Source organism: Modestobacter sp. VKM Ac-2977, from assembly GCF_026968045.1.
Classification (GTDB): domain Bacteria; phylum Actinomycetota; class Actinomycetes; order Mycobacteriales; family Geodermatophilaceae; genus Modestobacter.
The window spans coordinates 102,912-119,507 of sequence record NZ_JAPVBQ010000004.1 but is presented as its reverse complement, the minus strand read 5'-3'; the positions used below and the strand labels follow the sequence as shown (position 1 = coordinate 119,507).

The 16,596-nt window shown below is 72.4% G+C and carries 14 protein-coding genes and 3 tRNA genes; 15 read left to right on the top strand and 2 right to left on the bottom strand.

Going from position 1 to position 16,596, the window contains the following annotated elements; translation table 11 throughout:
• Positions 1–78: 78 nt before the first annotated feature.
• The 3 genes from O2V63_RS17215 to cimA all read left to right on the top strand — a co-directional run bounded on the left by O2V63_RS17215 (position 79) and on the right by cimA (position 3,913).
• Positions 79–1,098, top strand: a complete 1,020-nt coding sequence (locus tag O2V63_RS17215) for a 3-isopropylmalate dehydrogenase (RefSeq protein WP_269168759.1) — start codon at positions 79–81, stop codon at positions 1,096–1,098.
• Positions 1,099–1,143: 45 nt separating this feature from the next.
• Positions 1,144–2,109, top strand: coding sequence for an NAD(P)-dependent alcohol dehydrogenase (locus O2V63_RS17210; RefSeq protein ID WP_269168758.1), 966 nt, complete (start codon positions 1,144–1,146; stop codon positions 2,107–2,109).
• A 199-nt stretch (positions 2,110–2,308) separates the two neighbouring features.
• Positions 2,309–3,913: a citramalate synthase gene (gene cimA, locus O2V63_RS17205; RefSeq protein ID WP_269168757.1), complete on the top strand. Its 1,605-nt coding sequence runs from the start codon at positions 2,309–2,311 to the stop codon at positions 3,911–3,913.
• 10 nt (positions 3,914–3,923) lie between these two features.
• Here cimA and O2V63_RS17200 read toward each other — a convergent pair whose 3' ends face one another.
• A complete protein-coding gene (locus O2V63_RS17200; protein WP_269168756.1) occupies positions 3,924–4,730 on the bottom strand; it encodes an IclR family transcriptional regulator domain-containing protein in 807 nt (268 codons plus the stop codon).
• 223 nt (positions 4,731–4,953) lie between these two features.
• Between O2V63_RS17200 and O2V63_RS17195 the strand changes: the two genes are divergently transcribed.
• Genes O2V63_RS17195 through mdlC form a run of 5 tightly spaced genes read left to right on the top strand, consistent with a single transcriptional unit; the run spans position 4,954 to position 10,092 of the window.
• Positions 4,954–5,787: an ABC transporter permease gene (locus tag O2V63_RS17195; protein ID WP_269168755.1), complete on the top strand. Its 834-nt coding sequence runs from the start codon at positions 4,954–4,956 to the stop codon at positions 5,785–5,787.
• Position 5,788: 1 nt separating this feature from the next.
• Positions 5,789–6,577, top strand: a complete 789-nt coding sequence (locus tag O2V63_RS17190; protein WP_269168754.1) for an ABC transporter permease — start codon at positions 5,789–5,791, stop codon at positions 6,575–6,577.
• Positions 6,577–7,440, top strand: coding sequence for an ABC transporter ATP-binding protein (locus tag O2V63_RS17185; protein ID WP_269168753.1), 864 nt, complete (start codon positions 6,577–6,579; stop codon positions 7,438–7,440). The genes O2V63_RS17190 and O2V63_RS17185 overlap by 1 nt, the downstream gene beginning before the upstream one ends.
• Positions 7,441–7,489: 49 nt before the next feature.
• A complete protein-coding gene (locus O2V63_RS17180) occupies positions 7,490–8,458 on the top strand; it encodes an ABC transporter substrate-binding protein (RefSeq protein ID WP_269168752.1) in 969 nt (322 codons plus the stop codon).
• A 2-nt stretch (positions 8,459–8,460) separates the two neighbouring features.
• Positions 8,461–10,092, top strand: a complete 1,632-nt coding sequence (mdlC, locus tag O2V63_RS17175; protein WP_269168751.1) for a benzoylformate decarboxylase — start codon at positions 8,461–8,463, stop codon at positions 10,090–10,092.
• A gap of 4 nt (positions 10,093–10,096) precedes the next feature.
• On the opposite strand, the gene O2V63_RS17170 is transcribed toward mdlC, so the two are convergent.
• The gene (locus O2V63_RS17170) at positions 10,097–10,495 is read right to left on the bottom strand and encodes a VOC family protein (protein ID WP_269168750.1); all 399 of its coding nucleotides are present in this window, start codon (positions 10,493–10,495) and stop codon (positions 10,097–10,099) included.
• 67 nt (positions 10,496–10,562) lie between these two features.
• Between O2V63_RS17170 and O2V63_RS17165 the strand changes: the two genes are divergently transcribed.
• From O2V63_RS17165 to O2V63_RS17135, 7 genes are all read left to right on the top strand, one after another.
• Positions 10,563–11,372: a fumarylacetoacetate hydrolase family protein gene (locus O2V63_RS17165; protein WP_269168749.1), complete on the top strand. Its 810-nt coding sequence runs from the start codon at positions 10,563–10,565 to the stop codon at positions 11,370–11,372.
• Entirely contained in the window at positions 11,369–12,853 is a 1,485-nt protein-coding gene (gltX, locus tag O2V63_RS17160) for a glutamate--tRNA ligase (RefSeq protein ID WP_269168748.1), read from the top strand. The genes O2V63_RS17165 and gltX overlap by 4 nt, the downstream gene beginning before the upstream one ends.
• Before the next feature lie 254 nt (positions 12,854–13,107).
• Positions 13,108–14,163 carry a CPBP family intramembrane glutamic endopeptidase gene (locus O2V63_RS17155; protein WP_269168747.1) on the top strand — a complete coding sequence of 352 codons (1,056 nt, stop codon included), beginning with the start codon at positions 13,108–13,110 and terminating at the stop codon, positions 14,161–14,163.
• 85 nt (positions 14,164–14,248) lie between these two features.
• A tRNA-Gln gene (locus tag O2V63_RS17150) sits at positions 14,249–14,320 on the top strand.
• Positions 14,321–14,364: 44 nt separating this feature from the next.
• Positions 14,365–14,437: transfer RNA gene (locus O2V63_RS17145), tRNA-Glu, on the top strand.
• 161 nt (positions 14,438–14,598) lie between these two features.
• Positions 14,599–14,671, top strand: a tRNA-Glu gene (locus O2V63_RS17140).
• A 202-nt stretch (positions 14,672–14,873) separates the two neighbouring features.
• Complete coding sequence (locus tag O2V63_RS17135) at positions 14,874–16,592, top strand: sodium:solute symporter family protein (protein WP_269168746.1); 1,719 nt, start codon at positions 14,874–14,876, stop codon at positions 16,590–16,592.
• Positions 16,593–16,596 lie beyond the last annotated feature (4 nt).

The window sequence follows — 16,596 nt, the reverse complement described above, 5'->3', positions numbered from 1 at the left end:
CGCGAGCACCACCTGCGGGGGGCGTCCGGCGTGTGCGGGTGCGGGGCCCGAGCCGGGCGCCCACTAACCTCTGGCCTCATGCGCCTGGCAGTGGTCCCTGGAGACGGCATCGGTCCCGAGGTGGTGGCCGAGGGCCTCAAGGTCCTGGGCGCGGTCGCCCCGGACATCGAGAGCACCTTCTACGACCTGGGGGCGGCCCGCTGGCACCGCAGCGGTGAGCTGCTCCCGGACTCGGTGCTGGAGGAGCTACGGCAGCACGACGCGATCCTGCTGGGTGCGGTCGGTGACCCCGGGGTGCCCAGCGGCATCCTGGAGCGCGGGCTGCTGCTCAAGCTGCGCTTCGAGCTCGACCACCACGTCAACCTCCGCCCGGCGCGGCTCTTCGACGGCGTGCGCAGCCCGCTGGCCGAGCCCGGTGAGATCGACATGCTCTGCGTGCGCGAGGGCACCGAGGGTCCCTACGTCGGCAACGGCGGTGTCCTGCGGCGGGACACGCCGCACGAGGTGGCCACCGAGGTCAGTCTCAACACCGCCTTCGGCGTGGAGCGCGTCGTCCGGTACGCCTTCGAGCGGGCGGTCGCACGGCCGCGCAAGCACCTCACGCTGATCCACAAGACCAACGTGCTCACCCACGCCGGCTCGCTGTGGTCGCGCACCGTCGAGGAGCTCTCCGCCGAGTTCCCCGAGGTCAGCGTGGCCTACCAGCACGTCGACGCCGCGGCGATGTTCTTCATCACCGACCCGGGCCGCTACGACGTGATCGTCACCGACAACCTCTTCGGCGACATCGTCACCGACGTCGCCGCCGCGGTCACCGGCGGGATCGGGCTGGCCGCCAGCGGAAACCTCGACGTGTCGGGCACCAACCCGAGCATGTTCGAGCCGGTGCACGGCTCCGCGCCGGACATCGCCGGGCAGGGCATCGCCGACCCGACGGCCACCGTGCTCTCGGTCGGGCTGTTGCTGGAGCACCTGGGCCGGCCGGAGCTGGCCAAGAAGGTCAACGCCGCCGTCGCCTTCGACCTCTCCACCCGCGACCCGAAGGCGACGATACGCACCACCGAGGTGGGCGACCGACTGGCCGCCCTCGCCGGCTGAGCGGGGAGCTACCGGCCGGGTCGCCCCGGCGCTAGCGTCACCGCCGTGCTGGCTGCGGTGCGGGAACGCTACGGTCCGCCGGACGTCGTCCGGGTCACCGAGGTGCCGATGCCGGTCGCCGGCCCGGGCGAGCTGCTGGTCCGGGTGCGCTGCACCACGGTCAACCGCACCGACTGCGCGTACCGGGCGGGCACACCCCTGCTCACCCGGCTGCTCACCGGGGTGCGCCGGCCCCGCGCGACCGTCCTGGGCACCGAGTTCGCCGGCGTGGTGGCGGCGGTCGGTGCCGGGGTGGGTGACCTCGCGGTCGGTGACCGGGTGTTCGGCTACGTCGAGGGCCGGTTCGGTGCGCACGCGCAGTTCCTCACCGTCCCCGCCGACGGCTTCCTGGCGCGGGTGCCCGACGACGTCCCCGACGACGTCGCGGCGGCCGCCACCGAGGGCGCCCACTACGCGGTGGCGGTCCTGCGGCGGGCGCGGATCAGGGCGGGTGAGGACGTCCTCGTCCACGGCGCCACCGGGGCGATCGGCTCGGCGGTGGTCCAGCTGCTGCGCGACCTCGGTGCACACGTCACCGCCGTCTGCGACGGGGCCCGGGCCGACCTGGTGCGCAGCCTGGGCGCCGAACGGGTCATCGACCGCACGACCGAGGACTTCCGGGCCGACCCGCACCGCTACGACGTCGTCGTGGACGCGGTCGGGAAGAGCTCGTTCCGCCAGTGCCGTGGGCTCCTGCGCCCCCGCGGCCGCTACGTGTCCACCGACCTGGGGCGGCTGGCGCAGAACCCGGTGCTGGCCGCGGTCACGCCGTTGCTGCGCCGGCGCCGGGTCGTCTTCCCCGTCCCGGTACAGGACCCGGCCATGCCCACCGACCTGCGGGACCTCCTGGCCTCGGGCGCCTTCCGGCCCGTCCTCGACGACCGGCGCTGGCCTCTCGCGCAGATCGTCGAGGCCCACCGGTACGTCGAGCGCGGACAGAAGACCGGCAGCGTGGTGATCGACGTCGGGTGACCCGGTGTCCGCCGTCCCAGGGGGTGGAACGCCGGTTCCACTCCAGGGACCCGGCGTGCTGTACTGGTGGTGATGGACGCCACCCGCACGATCATCATCAGCTAGCGCGCAGTCACCTCCCCGGACTGCGCGCAACCTCCCGTACCCCGGGAGGTTTTTTCGTGTCTGGGCCCAGTACCGAGCCGACCCGGGAGACACCGTGGCCAAGCCCCCCGCCACTGACACCACCTCGTTCCACGTCTTCGACACGACGCTGCGCGACGGCGCCCAGCGCGAGGGCGTGAGCTACTCGGTCGCCGACAAGCTCGCCGTCGCCCGGCTGCTCGACGAGATCGGGGTCGGCTTCATCGAGGGCGGCTGGCCGGGGGCGATGCCCAAGGACACCGAGTTCTTCGCCCGGGCGCGCACCGAGCTGGACCTCCAGCACGCGCAGCTGGTGGCCTTCGGCGCCACCCGCAAGGTCGGCGTCCGGGTCGAGGACGACCCGCAGGTGCGCGCCCTGCTGGACGCGCAGACCCCGGTGGTGTGCCTGGTGGCCAAGTCCGACGTGCGGCACGTGCGGGAGGCGCTGCGCACCACGCCCGAGGAGAACCTCGCGATGGTCGCCGACACCGTCGCCTTCCTGGTCTCCCACGGACGGCGGGTCTTCCTCGACTGCGAGCACTTCTTCGACGGGTACGCCGCCGACCCCGACCACGGCGTCGCGGTGCTGGAGGCCGCCTTCGCCGCCGGCGCCGAGGTGGGCGTGCTCTGCGACACCAACGGCGGCATGCTGCCGATGGGCGTGGGCCGCGTGGTCGCCGACGTCCGCGCGCGCACCACCGGCAAGCTCGGCATCCACTGCCAGGACGACACCGGGTGCGCGGTCGCCAACACCCTGGCCGCCGTCGAGGCCGGGGTGACGCACGTGCAGGGCACCGCCAACGGCTACGGCGAGCGGGCCGGCAACGCCGACACGTTCGCGCTGATCGGCAACCTGGTCACCAAGATGGACCTGCCGGTCGTGCCGCCCGAGTGCCTGCCGGAGCTCAAGCGGGTCAGCCACGCCATCGCGGAGCTGGCCAACATCGCCCCCGACGACCACCAGCCGTTCGTCGGCGCCTCGGCGTTCGCGCACAAGGCCGGCCTGCACGCCAGCGCGATCAAGGTGAGCCCGGAGCTCTACAACCACCTCGACCCCGCCGTCGTCGGCAACGACATGCGCATCCTGGTCACCGAGATGGCCGGCCGGGCCTCGATCGAGCTCAAGGGGCGGGAGCTGGGGGTCGACCTGGCCGGGCAGGCCGACGCGATCGGCCGGGTGGTCGACCAGGTCAAGGTGCTGGAGGCCGACGGCTGGTCCTTCGAGGCCGCCGATGCCTCGTTCGAACTCCTGCTGCGCGCGCAGCTGCCTGGTGCCCCCGCGCCGCTGTTCGAGCTGGAGAGCTACCGCACCTCCGTGGAGCACTGGGGGAACGGGGTCGTGGTCAGCGAGGCCACGGTCAAGGTCCACGTGCCGAACGACGACGGGACGACGGAGCGGGTGATCAGCACCGGCGAGGGCAACGGCCCGGTCAACGCCCTGGACAACGCGCTGCGCCAAGCCCTGGTCAGCCGGTACCCGCACCTGGCCGACGTCTCGCTGGCCGACTACAAGGTGCGCATCCTGGGGTGGAACGGCGGCACCAGCGCCACCACCCGGGTGCTCGTCGACAGCAGCGACGGCGTGGGGGAGTGGACCACCGTCGGGGTGCACGACAACATCGTCGAGGCCTCCTGGCACGCCCTGGTCGACGCGTTCACCTACGCGGTGCGGCGCCGCTGACCCGACCCGGTCAGCCCGGGCTGCGGCGCAGGTCCAGCTCGATCTCCCGGGCCGCCGCCCGGAGCGGGGGGAGCAGCTCGTCCCGGACCGCCTCGGGGGTGCTGTGCCGGGCGGAGGCGGAGATGTTCATGGCGGCGAGCACCGCGCCGTCGCCGTCCCGCACGGGCACGGCGATCGACCGCAGCCCCTCCTCGAGCTCCTGGTCGACCAGTGCCCAGCCCTGGGCGTGGGTCTCCTCGAGGGCCCGGCGGAGCCGGTCGGGGTCGGTGACGGTGAACGGGGTCAGCGCCGCCAGTCGTGCGGTCTGCAGGTAGCGCTCGCGCTCGGTCTCCGGCCGGGACGCCAGCAGCACGCGGCCCATGGAGGTCGCGTACGCCGGGAACCGGGTGCCCACGTTGATGGCGACGGTCATGATCCGCTTGGTGGGCACCCGGGCGACGTAGACGATGTCCTCGCCGTCCAGCACCGACAGCGAGCACGACTCGTGCACGTCGGCGGCCAGCTGCTCCATGTGCGGGCGGGCGACCTCGGGCAGGGACAGCCCGGAGAGGTAGGCGTAGCCCAGTTCCAGCACCCGCGGTCGCAGCGCGAACAGCCGGCCGTCGAAGCGGACGTACCCCAGCTCGACCAGGGTGAGCAGGAACCGGCGGGCAGCTGCCCGGGTGAGGCCGGTCTGCCGGGCGACCTCGCTGAGAGTCAGCTGGGTGTGCTCGGCGTCGAAGGCACGGATGACGGCGAGACCGCGCTCCAGTGACTGGACGAAGGCGGCCGGTCGCTCGCTGCCGCCCTCGTCGACGGGGGGTGCCGTCGCGTCCATCGAACTCCTCCCGGGCGGCTGCCTCGGCGCCCGATCACGGCTCCATCACGAGCGTTGACGTGACTGGCCTCACGACCTACGTTCTCTAGCTGAACGCATGTTCGTATGGCGCACACCGTAGTGGAACCGACGTGGTCGTCCACCCCATCGGCTGACAGGTTCGGCCACCCGCCCTCACCGTGGAGGACAGGCACCTGATGCACCTGCTCACCCGGGCGGCGCCATGAGCGCGACGGAGGTGCGCCCCGCCCGCGCGGGCGCCGAGCCCGCTCGACGGCGCCGTCCCGAGCTCCCGTCGTCGGTCCTCGGCCTGGTCGGCCTCATCGCCTTCGCCGCGCTGCTCGAGCTGCTGCCCCGCACCGGCATCGTGTCGGCCGACTACTTCCCGCCGTTCAGCGAGATGGTCCGGGCGCTGGTGGAGGCGGCCGGCACCGACCGCTTCTGGGCCGCGACCGCGGAGACGGTCCAGGCGTGGGGCATCGGGCTGGGGATCGCGTTGCTCGCCGGCATCGGTCTCGGCCTGCTGATCGGCAGCGTCGAGGTCCTGCGCCGGTTCACCGCCTCGACGATCGAGTTCCTGCGGCCGGTGCCGTCGGTGGCGCTGATCCCGCTGGCGGTGCTGCTGCTCGGCCTGGGGTTGCAGTCGACGCTGCTGCTGGTGGTCTACGCCTCGTTCTGGCAGATCCTGATCCAGGTGATCTACGGGGTGCAGGACGTCGACCCGGTGGCCCGGGAGACGGCGCGCTCCTACCACCTGGGCCGCTGGGCCCGGGTCCGGTACCTGATCTGGCCGACGGCGCTGCCCTACGTGATGACCGGCGTGCGGCTGGGTGCGGCGGTCGCCCTGATCCTGGCCGTGACCGCCGGCCTGGTCGGCATCGGCACCGGGCTGGGCGCGGAGATCGCGCTGGCCCAGTCGTCGAACGCCGTCCCGCTGGTCTACGGCCTGGTGATCTTCACCGGGTTGCTCGGTGTGGTGGTCAACCTGGCGGCACGGGTGCTGGAGCGCCGGACGCTGGCATGGCACTCGTCGGTGCGCGCGGACGTGGGGGGCTGACATGAACCCGGTGCTGCGCTGGGGCAGGACGCTGGGCTACGCGCTCACCCTGCCCGTCGTCCTGGTCACGCTGTGGTGGGTGTGGTCGGCGGACAGCACGAGCTACTACGCACCACCGCTGCAGACGATCCTGACGACCTTCGGTGACGTCTGGTTCTCCGAGCGGCTGCGCGCCGACGTCCTGCCCAGCGTCACCCGGCTGCTGATCGGCTACACCGGTGCGGTCGTCGTCGGGGTCGGGCTGGGCGTGCTGCTGGGCGCCAACCGCACCCTGCGCCGGGTGACCGAGCCGGTGCTGGAGTTCTTCCGAGCCATCCCGCCACCGGCGCTGATCCCGATCCTGTTCCTGTTCGCCGGCATCGGGGACACCGCGAAGGTCATCGTGATCATCTCCGGCGCGGTCTGGCCGGTGCTGCTGAACACCGTCGAGGGGGTGCGCGCGGTCGACGACGTCCTGTCCGACACCTCCCGGTCCTACGGCGTCACCGGCCTGGCCCGGCTGCGCCACCTGGTGCTCCCGGCCGCCAGCCCGCAGATCGTCGCCGGCATGCGCCAGGCGCTGTCGATCTCGATCATCCTCATGGTCATCAGCGAGATGTTCGCCTCCACCAACGGGCTGGGCTTCAGCGTGATCCAGTTCCAGCGCAGCTTCGCCATCCCGGAGATGTGGAGCGGCATCCTGCTGCTCGGCCTGCTCGGGTTCGTCCTGTCCCTGCTCTTCCAGCTCTTCGAACGGCGCACCCTGCGCTGGTACCACGGCCTGCGCCGATCTCAGCGAGGAGAGAACTGATGACCCAGCCGCTGCTCGACGTCGCCGGGGTGCAGAAGACCTACACCGGTTCTGGCCGCACCGTCGAGGCCGTCCGTGACCTGACCTTCTCCGTCGGGGACGGCGAACTGGTCTGCATCGTGGGCCCCTCGGGCGCGGGGAAGACGACGCTGCTCAAGTGCATCGCCGGGCTGCTGGAGCCCACCTCCGGCACGGTCACCCTCGCCGGCTCGCGGGTCGACGGGCCGCCGGAGGCGATGGCGGTGGTCTTCCAGGAGTACGGCCGCAGCCTGTACCCGTGGCTGACGGTGGAGGGCAACGTCGAGCTGCCGCTGAAGCAGAAGAAGCTGGACAAGGCCCGCCGGCGGGAGCTGGTGCGCGACGCGCTGGAGGCCGTGGGCCTGGCCGACGTGCACAGCGCCTACCCGTGGCAGCTGTCCGGCGGCATGCAGCAGCGGGTGGCGATCGCCCGGGCGGTGGCGTACGAGCCCAAGGTGCTGCTGATGGACGAGCCGTTCGCCGCCGTCGACGCCCAGACCCGCGCCGACCTGGAGGACCTGATCCGGTCGCTGTGGCACAAGCTGGGGGTGACCATCCTCTTCGTCACCCACGACATCGACGAGTCGGTCTACCTGGGGCAGCGCGTGCTGGTCCTCTCCTCCTCGCCCACCGTGATCATGGAGGACCTCGCCATCGACCTGCCCGACGAGCGCAACCAGCTGGAGACCCGTTCCTCCCCGCGGTTCGCCGAGCTGCGCGGGCACGTCTACGAGCAGATCCAGCTGGCCAAGCACCGCAAGGGCGACCAGCACCAGCGCGACGAGCTCACCACCGGCAGCCACCGGGCCGGGCAGCCCACCGTGGCCGCGGACCCCGGTCACTAGTCCAGGCTCCGCCCCCTCTCCACCCCGTACGTCCGGCAAAGGAGCCACCATGCGTCGCCTGCTCGCCCCGATCACCGCTCTCACGCTGCTCACCACCGCCGCCGCCTGCGGCGGCTCGTCCGACGAGCCGGCCACCGAGACCGAGGGCGGTCTGGCCCAGGTCTCCGTCGGGATCATCCCGATCATCGACGTCGCCCCCATCTACCTCGGTCAGGAGCAGGGCTTCTTCGAGGAGCGCGGCATCGAGCTGGAACTGGTGCCCGGGTCCGGCGGCGCCGCCGCCGTGCCGGGTGTGGTCGCCGGGGACTTCGACTTCGCCTTCGGCAACGTGACCTCCCTGCTGCTGGCCCAGACGCAGGGCCTGCCGCTGCAGGTCGTCTCCAACGGGACCGCCTCCACCGGTGACCCCGAGACCGACTTCTCCGCCGTCGTGGTGCCCGCGGACAGCCCGGTGCAGACCGCGGCCGACCTGGCCGGCAAGACCGTGGCGGTGAACAACCTCAAGAACATCGGCGAGGTCACGATCCGCAAGGCGGTCGAGGACGCCGGCGGTGACTCCTCGACCATCGACTTCGTCGAGCTGGCCTTCCCCGACATGCCGGCCGCGGTGGCCAACGGCAACGTGGACGCCGCCTGGGTGGTCGAGCCGTTCGTCACCGTCGCCACCGGCCAGGGCGCCCGCGCCGTGGTGCGCAACTTCGCCGAGCCGGTGGAGGACCTCACCGTGGCGACCTACTTCACCACCGAGCAGATGCTCGCCGAGAACCCCGAGCTGGTCGACGACTTCCAGGCCGCCATGGCCGAGTCGCTGCAGTACGCCCAGGACAACCCGGACGAGCTGCGCCGGATCATCACCACCTACACCAGCATCACACCGGAGACCGCCGAGCAGATCGCCCTCCCGGCCTTCCCCGAGGAGATCAACGTGGAGTCGATGGAGACGGTCGCCGAGCTGATGGCGGAGTACGGGATCACCGAGGAGACCGCCGACGTCGACGCGCTGCTCGCGACCGACTGACCGTGCCCGACCCCACCACCCCTCCGGTGACGCCGACGGTCCGGGACGTCACGTTCGACGTGCTGCGCCGGCTGGGCCTGACCACGATGTTCGCCAACCCGGGCTCGACCGAGGTGCCCTTCCTCGCCGGGCTCCCTGACGACATCGAGTTCGTGCTGGCGCTGCACGAGGGGTCGGTGGTGGGCATCGCCACCGGCTGGGCCATCGCCCACGACCGGCCCGCCCTGGTCAACCTGCACACCACCGCGGGCCTGGGCAACGCAGTCGGCGCGCTGGCCACCGCCCGGGTGAACCGCGCGCCGCTGGTGGTCGTGGTCGGCCAGCAGGACCGGCGGCACCTCGCCCTGGAGCCCTTCCTGGCCGGCCGGCTCGCCGGCCTGGCCGGCGACTACCCGGTCTGGGTCGACCAGCCCGTCCGGGCCCAGGACGTCCCGGGGTCGATCGCCCGGGCCCACCACGAGGCGGTCACCGGACGCGGCCCGGCGATCGTGGTCGTCCCGATGGACGACTGGGCGCAGCCGATGTCCGACGCCGGACCGCTGGCCGCTGCGACCGTGGTGCGACGGCCGGTCGGGGTCGACGAGGCGACGGTCGCCGAGGTCGCCGAACTGCTCGACGGCGCGACGTCGCCGGTGCTGGTGGTCGGCGCCGGCGCGGACACCGCCGTCACCCGGGCCGCACTGGTGCAGCTGGCCGAACGGCTGGCCGCGCCCGTGCGGCAGGAGGCCTTCGGCGCCCGGGCCGGCTTCCCCCAGGACCACCCGCAGTACCAGGGGCTCCTGCCCGCCGGGCGGGAGCGGCTGCGCGGGGTGCTGGCCGGCCACGACCTCGTGCTGGTGGTGGGCGGCCCGGCCTTCCGGCAGTACCCCTACCAGCCCGGGCCCTTCGTCGACCCCGGCGCCCGGATCGTGCAGGTCAGCCAGGACCCGGCCGAGGTGCACCGGAGCCCCGCCGACCTGGCCGTGCTCACCGACCCGGGCGTCTTCTGCACCGCACTCGCCGAGCGGGTGACCGACCGAGGCCTGCCCGCCGGTCCACCGCGGGAGCCGGTCACCGTGCCGCCGCCGGCACCGGGGGAGCCGCTGCGGGCGCCGCACGTCTACGCCCAGCTCGCCCGGCGCCTGGACCCGGACACGGTGGTGGTGGAGGAGTCGCCGTCCACCCGCCAGGTGCTGGAGGAGATGGTCCCCTCGCGGCAGCCACTGGGGTACCTGGGCGTGGCCATGGGCGGCCTCGGCTTCGGGATGCCGGCCGCCATCGGCGTCCGGATGGCCCGCCCGGACCGGCCGGTGGTGGCGGTGCTCGGCGACGGCTCGTCGATGTACGCCGTCCAGTCGCTGTGGACGGCGGCCCGCTACGGCGTCGGCGTCCTGTTCGTCGTCTTCGCCAACGGCGGCTACGCGATCATGGACAAGCTGGTCGAGCGGCAGGGGGCGGGCAAGGCGCCGTGGCCGAGCTTCCCGGAGGTCCGGCTCTCCAGCCTGGCCACAGCGCTGGGCTGCCCGGCCCGGCGGATCAGCACCCACGAGGAGCTGCTGGAGGTGCTGGACGACGTGCTGCCCCGACTCCGGGACCTCGATGCCCCGCTGCTGCTGGACGTCGAGGTGGCGCCGGAGGCCGACTTCAACCCCTGAGCGGTCAACCCCTGATCGGCGCCACCGTGCTGGCCAGCAGGCAGAACTCGTTGCCCTCCGGGTCGGCCAGCACGTGCCAGGTCATCTCCTCGGTGAGCGGGCCCTGGCCCACGTCCACCGGGGTGGCGCCGAGGGCGAGCAGCCGGTCCAGCTCCTCGGCCTGCGACCGGTCGGTGGCGTTGAGGTCCAGGTGCAGCCGCACCTTGCCGGGGGTGCGGTCGGCGACGGGCACGAAGGCCCGCGTCGGCACCGGCCCCTTCTCGGGTGCGCCCGGCGGGCCGATCTCGGTGTACCCGTCGTCCGCCCGGTCGAGGACCTCGTAGCCCAGCACACCCGCCCACCAGGCGGCGAGGGCGACGGGGTCGCGACTGTCGACGGTGACGGCGGTGATCCGGGCGGCCATGACGCACGGTAGCGACCGGGGGATGCCGCACGGTAGCCGGATCGAGAGCCCCGACTAGCCTGAGGACGTGCGCATCGTCCGCTTCGCCCACCCAGCCGGCATGTCCTTCGGGGTCCTCGACGGGGACGGCCAGGTCGCCCAGATCGAAGGCCACCCGTTCGGTCAGATCTCCTTCAGCGGTCAGCGGTACGCCGCGGCCGACGTCCGGCTGCTCTCACCGATCCTCCCGAGCAAGGTGGTCGGCATCGGCAAGAACTACGCCGACCACGTGCAGGAGATGGCGACCGGGGACGCTCCCAAGGAGCCGCTGGTCTTCCTCAAGCCCTCCACCACGGTGATCGGCCCGGGCGACGCGATCCGCGTCCCGGCCGGCAGCACGAACGTGCACCACGAGGTCGAGCTCGCCGTCGTCATCGGGGCGCGCGGTGCCCGTCAGGTGAGCCCGGAGCAGGCGCTGTCCAGCGTCTTCGGCTACACGATCGGCAACGACGTGACCGAGCGGGACATGCAGCGCAACGACGGGCAGTGGACCAGGGCCAAGGGCTTCGACTCCTTCTGCCCGCTGGGCCCGTGGATCGAGACCGACCTGGCCGGCCTCGGCAAGGACCCGGCGGACCTGGAGATCACCTGCAGCGTGGACGGCGAGCTGCGCCAGTCCGGCCGGACCAGCCAGCTGCTGTTCGGCGTGCCGACCCTGATCTCCCACATCTCCCAGGTGATGACCCTGCTGCCCGGTGACGTGGTGCTGACCGGCACCCCGGCCGGCGTCGGCCCGATCGCCCCGGGGCAGCGGGTCGAGTGCACGATCGAGGGCCTGGGCACGCTGACCAGCACCGTCGCCGGCGCTGACCCGACCTCCACGTCAGGCGTCCGATGACCGCCCCGACCGGCCCGGTGCGCACCCGGTTCTGCCCGTCCCCGACCGGCACCGTGCACGTCGGCGTCATGCGGGCGGCGCTCTACAACTGGGCCTACGCCCGGCACACGGGGGGCGCGTTCGTCGTCCGGATCGAGGACACCGACCCCGCTCGCAACACCCTGGAGTCCGAGCGCCACCTGCTGGACTGCCTGCGCTGGCTCGGGCTGAACTGGGACGAGGGCCCCGAGATCGGCGGTCCGCACGGCCCCTACCGGCAGTCCGAGCGCAGCGAGGTGTACCGCGACGTCGTCGCCCGGCTGCTGGAGTCCGGGCACGCCTACGAGTCGTTCTCCACGCCGGAGGAGGTCAACGCCCGGCGGGCCGCGGCCGGCCAGGACCCCAAGCTCGGGTACGACAACGCCGACCGGACGACGACGGATGCGCAGCGGGCCGCCTTCCTCGCGGAGGGCCGGGAGGCCGTCGTCCGGCTGCGGATGCCCGACGCCGACCTGACCTGGCACGACCACGTGCGCGGCGAGGTCCGGTTCGCCGCCGGTGCGGTTCCCGACTTCGTGCTCGTCCGGGGCAACGGCACCCCGCTGTACACGCTGGTGAACCCGGTCGACGACGCGTTGATGGGCATCACCGACGTGCTGCGCGGGGAGGACCTGCTGTCCTCCACCCCGCGCCAGCTCGCCCTGTACGCCGCGCTGACCGACATCGGGGTCGCGGCCGGCACGCCCCGCTTCGGGCACCTGCCCCTGGTGATGGGCGAGGGCAACAAGAAGCTGTCCAAGCGGGACCCGCAGTCGAACTTCGACGTCTACCGCGATCGCGGCTTCCTGCCCGAGGGCCTGGTCAACTACCTCGCGCTGCTGGGTTGGTCGATCGCCGAGGACCGGGACGTCTTCTCGCCCGAGGAGATGGCTGCCGCCTTCGACGTCGACAGCGTCAACGCCAACGCGGCCCGCTTCGACCTGAAGAAGGCCGAGGCGATCAACGCCACGCACCTGCGGGCGCTGCCGGTGGACGAGTTCATCTCCCGGGTCGCCCCATACCTGGCCGGCGCCGGGCTGGTCGCCGACCCGCCCACCGCCGAGCAGGCCGCCACGCTCGAGGCGATCGCACCGTTGGCCCAGGAGCGGATGATCGTGCTGTCCGACGCGGTCGGGCTGCTCGGCTTCCTGTTCGCCGAGGACGTCGAGATCGACCCGGCGGCCGCGGACAAGCAGCTGGGCGCCGGTGCCGGTGAGGTGCTGGACGCCGCATCGGCGGCGCTGGAGGCGCTGCCGGAGTGGACGACCCCGGCGATCGAGACGGCGCTCAAGGAGGCCCTGGTCGAGGGGCTGGGCCGCAAGCCACGGCAGGCCTTCGGCCCGGTCCGGGTGGCGGTCAGCGGCCGGACGGTCTCCCCACCGCTGTACGAGTCGATGGAGCTGCTGGGCCGCGAGCGCACCCTGGGCCGGCTCGCCGCTGCCCGGGGGATCGCGACCGGATGACCGGCGGGGGCTGGACCGCCTGGGGGCAGGGTGAGCCGCCGTACGCGGGCCCGCCGCCGACCGGCCGGTACGGCGCCCCGCCCCGGGTCCCGCTCGGCCCGCCGCCGGGCGGTCCCGGGTGGGCGCCTCCCGGTGGGCCGTACCCGGCAGCCGGGCTCCCGCCGTACCCACCTCCGGCACTGGGCACCTACCCACCTCCGGCACTGGGCACCTACCCACCTCCGGCGCAGCGCCCTCCGCGACCGGCCCGGCCGGTGACCCCGCCCGGGGCGCCGCCGCACGACACCCCGCAGCGGTACGAGCTGCTGATGCGGACGCGGGACTGGGCCTGGTGGCGGCCGCTGCTGGGCCTGCTGCTGTTCACCGTCCTCTACGGGGTGGCGGCGGTGGTGCTGGTGCTGGTCGTCTACCTGACCGGCGTGGTGCCCGACCTCGCCATGACGGACCTCACCGACGTCTGGGTCCTGCTGTTCACCAACGCCTCGCTGATCGTGGCGATCCCGATCGTGTGGGTGTGCTGGCTGGTACCGCACGGGCTGCGGATCGGCTGGTCGTCCTCGGTGCTGGGCCGACTGCGCTGGCGGATGCTGCTGCCCTGGACCTGGCGGGCACTGGCGACCCTCGGGCTGGCGGTCGCCGCCGGCCTGCTGCTGACCGTCGCGGCCACCGACCTGTCGATCACCGGGCCGACCTCCTCCTTCGGCTGGCTCCTGCTGGTCGTGCTGCTGACGACGCCGTTGCAGTGCGCGGCCGAGGAGTACGTCTTCCGCGGCTACCTGAGCCAGGCGATCGCTGGCTGGGTGGGCCGACCACAGGCCGGCGCGGTGGTCGCGGCGGTGCTGACGGCCGCCCTGTTCTCTGCCGCCCACCTGCCGCCGGACGCCGAGTCGTTCCTCTACCGGTTCGTCATCGGCCTGGTGCTGTCGGGGGTCGTCTGGCTGACCGGGGGGCTCGAGGCCGCCATCGCGCTGCACGCGGTCAACAACGTGGTGATCTTCGTGCTGGCCGGCGCCCTGGGCGAGGAGCTGGCCACCGCCGACCCCGGCGGCGCCCTGAGCTGGGTGACCACCCTGCTCGGGATGTCCGGGATGGTCGCCTTCCTCGCCTGGGTGGCCGTCGCCAGCCGGCGGCTGCGGCCGGAGCTGCTCAGCCCCGCGCTGCAACTGCCGGCGCCTGCCCTCACGGCGGCCCCCGGTCGTCCGGCGTGGGGCATGCCACCTGCCCAGCTGCCGTGGGGCCCCCCGGCGGCGCCGGGTGCCTGGACCGCGCCGCCGTCCTCCGGCGGCTGGGGCCGGCCACCGGGGGGCTGACGCGCCCACGAGGGGGGTGCCCGTGCTGGCTCCCGGGGGATCGGGTAGTGTTCTTTCCCGGCGCCGCAAGGTGCTGCACGGCCAATGGGGTATGGGGTAATTGGCAGCCCGACGGTTTCTGGTTCCGTTAGTCTAGGTTCGAGTCCTGGTACCCCAGCGAGGAGCACGGCTCCTCAGCACGACCGCACCACTGCACCACCTGGCCCCGTCGTCTAGCGGCCCAGGACGCCGCCCTCTCACGGCGGTAGCGAGGGTTCGAATCCCTTCGGGGCTACACCTGGCAGAGCCCCCGACCCCCACGGGTCGGGGGCTCTCGTCGTCTCTGTGCGCTCTCCGGGCAGCCTCGTTCCGCCGGGCACCACGGAGACGGCGCCACGGGAGAGGGGTCTCGCGAGCCGGCCCCGGCCGTCTGGCAGAATCAGCGCCGCACCACCTGGCCCCGTCGTCTAGCGGCCCAGGACGCCGCCCTCTCACGGCGGTAGCGAGGGTTCGAATCCCTTCGGGGCTACACCTGACAGAGCCCCCGACCCCCACGGGTCGGGGGCTCTGCTCGTCCTCGGGGCGCGCCGCCGTGGGTCTGGTCACAGAACCCCCGGTTGCGGTGACCAACGAAGTGCCGGGATCGCACTACTTTGTTAGCTTCGCAAAGCTGATCATCGCGCCGCACCACCGTGCCCGCCCTGTGAGGCAGGCAGGGGTCCCGGCCGTCCGTGGCCGGAGACCCGATCTCACCGAACCTGGAGGGAACCCCGGTGGTCCTCGCCGCGGAGGAGAGCCTGCGACTCGACGCGAACCTCGTCGACTACGCGCTCGTCGCCGCCTACTTCGCTGTCGTCCTGCTCATCGGCTTCGCCGCCCGCAGCCGGGTGTCCGACAGCCTCGACTTCTTCCTGTCCGGCCGGTCTCTCCCGGCCTGGGTGACCGGTCTGGCGTTCATCTCGGCCAACCTCGGCGCCGTCGAGATCATCGGCATGTCGGCCAACGGCGCCCAGTTCGGCATGGCCACGTTCCACTACTTCTGGATCGGCGCCGTGCCGGCCATGCTCTTCCTGGGCGTGGTGATGATGCCCTTCTACTACGGGTCGAAGGTGCGCAGCGTCCCGGAGTTCATGCGCCGCCGCTTCGGCACCGGCGCCCACCTGGTCAACGCGCTGAGCTTCGCGCTCGCCCAGGTGCTCATCGCCGGCATCAACCTCTACCTGCTGGCGACCGTCGTGAACGCCCTGCTGGGCTGGCCGCAGTGGATCTCGCTGATCGTCGCCGCGGCGGTCGTGCTGAGCTACATCACCCTCGGCGGCCTGTCGGCGGCCATCTACAACGAGGTGCTGCAGTTCTTCGTCATCGTGGCCGCGCTGCTGCCGCTGACGCTGATCGGTCTGAACCGGGTGGGCGGCGTCGGCGGGCTGATCGACTCGATCCGCGACGGCGGCAACGAGAACGACCTCAGCTCCTGGCCGGCCAGCGACCTGACCAGCATCGACAACCCGGTGCTGTCGGTCATCGGGATCGTCTTCGGCCTGGGCTTCGTGCTCTCCTTCGGCTACTGGACGACGAACTTCGTCGAGGTCCAGCGGGCGATGGCCACCAAGTCGATGTCGGCCGCACGGAGCACCCCGATCATCGGCTCGTTCCCGAAGATGTTCATCCCGTTCATCGTGATCGTCCCCGGCATGATCGCCGCGGTCCTGGTCAACGAGGTGCAGGAGCTGAAGGCCGGCGGTGACCCCGGGGTCACCTACAACGACTCGATCCTGCTGCTGATCCGCGACGTGCTCCCCAACGGCCTGCTGGGCGTGGCGATCGCCGGCCTGCTGGCGTCGTTCATGGCGGGCATGGCGGCCAACATCTCTGCCTTCAACACCGTCTTCAGCTACGACCTGTGGCAGCAGTACGTGAAGAAGGACCGCCCCGACGAGTACTACCTCAAGGTCGGCCGGCTGGCGACCGTCGGGGCCACGGTGACGGCCATCTTCACCGCGCTCATCGCCGCGGGCTTCGACAACCTGATGGACTACCTGCAGACGCTCTTCGGCTTCTTCAACGCCCCGCTGTTCGCCACGTTCATCCTGGGCATGTTCTGGAAGCGGATGACCCCGACCGCCGGCTGGGCCGGACTGGTCTCCGGCACGCTCGCCGCGGTGCTCGTGTGGTCGCTGAGCGAGGTCGGCGTGATCGGGCTGGAAGGGCAGGGCGCCAGCTTCGTGGCCGCCGGTGCGGCCTTCGTCGTGGACATCGCGGTGAGCGTCGCGGTGAGCATGGTGACCGCGCCGAAGCCGGTCTCCGAGCTGGCCGGGCTGGTCTACTCCGAGACGCCGAAGGAGGTGCGCACCGACCCCGATGCGCACGAGCTGCCCTGGTACCAGTCGCCGACGAAGCTCGCCGGCATCTCGCTGGTGCTCGTCATCGCGCTGAACCTGATCTTCCGCTGACCGT

Coding starts and splice junctions, on each gene's coding strand:
- O2V63_RS17215 (WP_269168759.1), top strand. CDS start 79: ATGCGCCTGGCAGTGGTCCCTGGAGACGGCATCGGTCCCGAGGTGGTG.
- O2V63_RS17200 (WP_269168756.1), bottom strand. CDS start 4,730: ATGGACGCGACGGCACCCCCCGTCGACGAGGGCGGCAGCGAGCGACCG.
- O2V63_RS17195 (WP_269168755.1), top strand. CDS start 4,954: ATGAGCGCGACGGAGGTGCGCCCCGCCCGCGCGGGCGCCGAGCCCGCT.
- O2V63_RS17190 (WP_269168754.1), top strand. CDS start 5,789: ATGAACCCGGTGCTGCGCTGGGGCAGGACGCTGGGCTACGCGCTCACC.
- O2V63_RS17185 (WP_269168753.1), top strand. CDS start 6,577: ATGACCCAGCCGCTGCTCGACGTCGCCGGGGTGCAGAAGACCTACACC.
- O2V63_RS17180 (WP_269168752.1), top strand. CDS start 7,490: ATGCGTCGCCTGCTCGCCCCGATCACCGCTCTCACGCTGCTCACCACC.
- O2V63_RS17170 (WP_269168750.1), bottom strand. CDS start 10,495: ATGGCCGCCCGGATCACCGCCGTCACCGTCGACAGTCGCGACCCCGTC.
- gltX (WP_269168748.1), top strand. CDS start 11,369: ATGACCGCCCCGACCGGCCCGGTGCGCACCCGGTTCTGCCCGTCCCCG.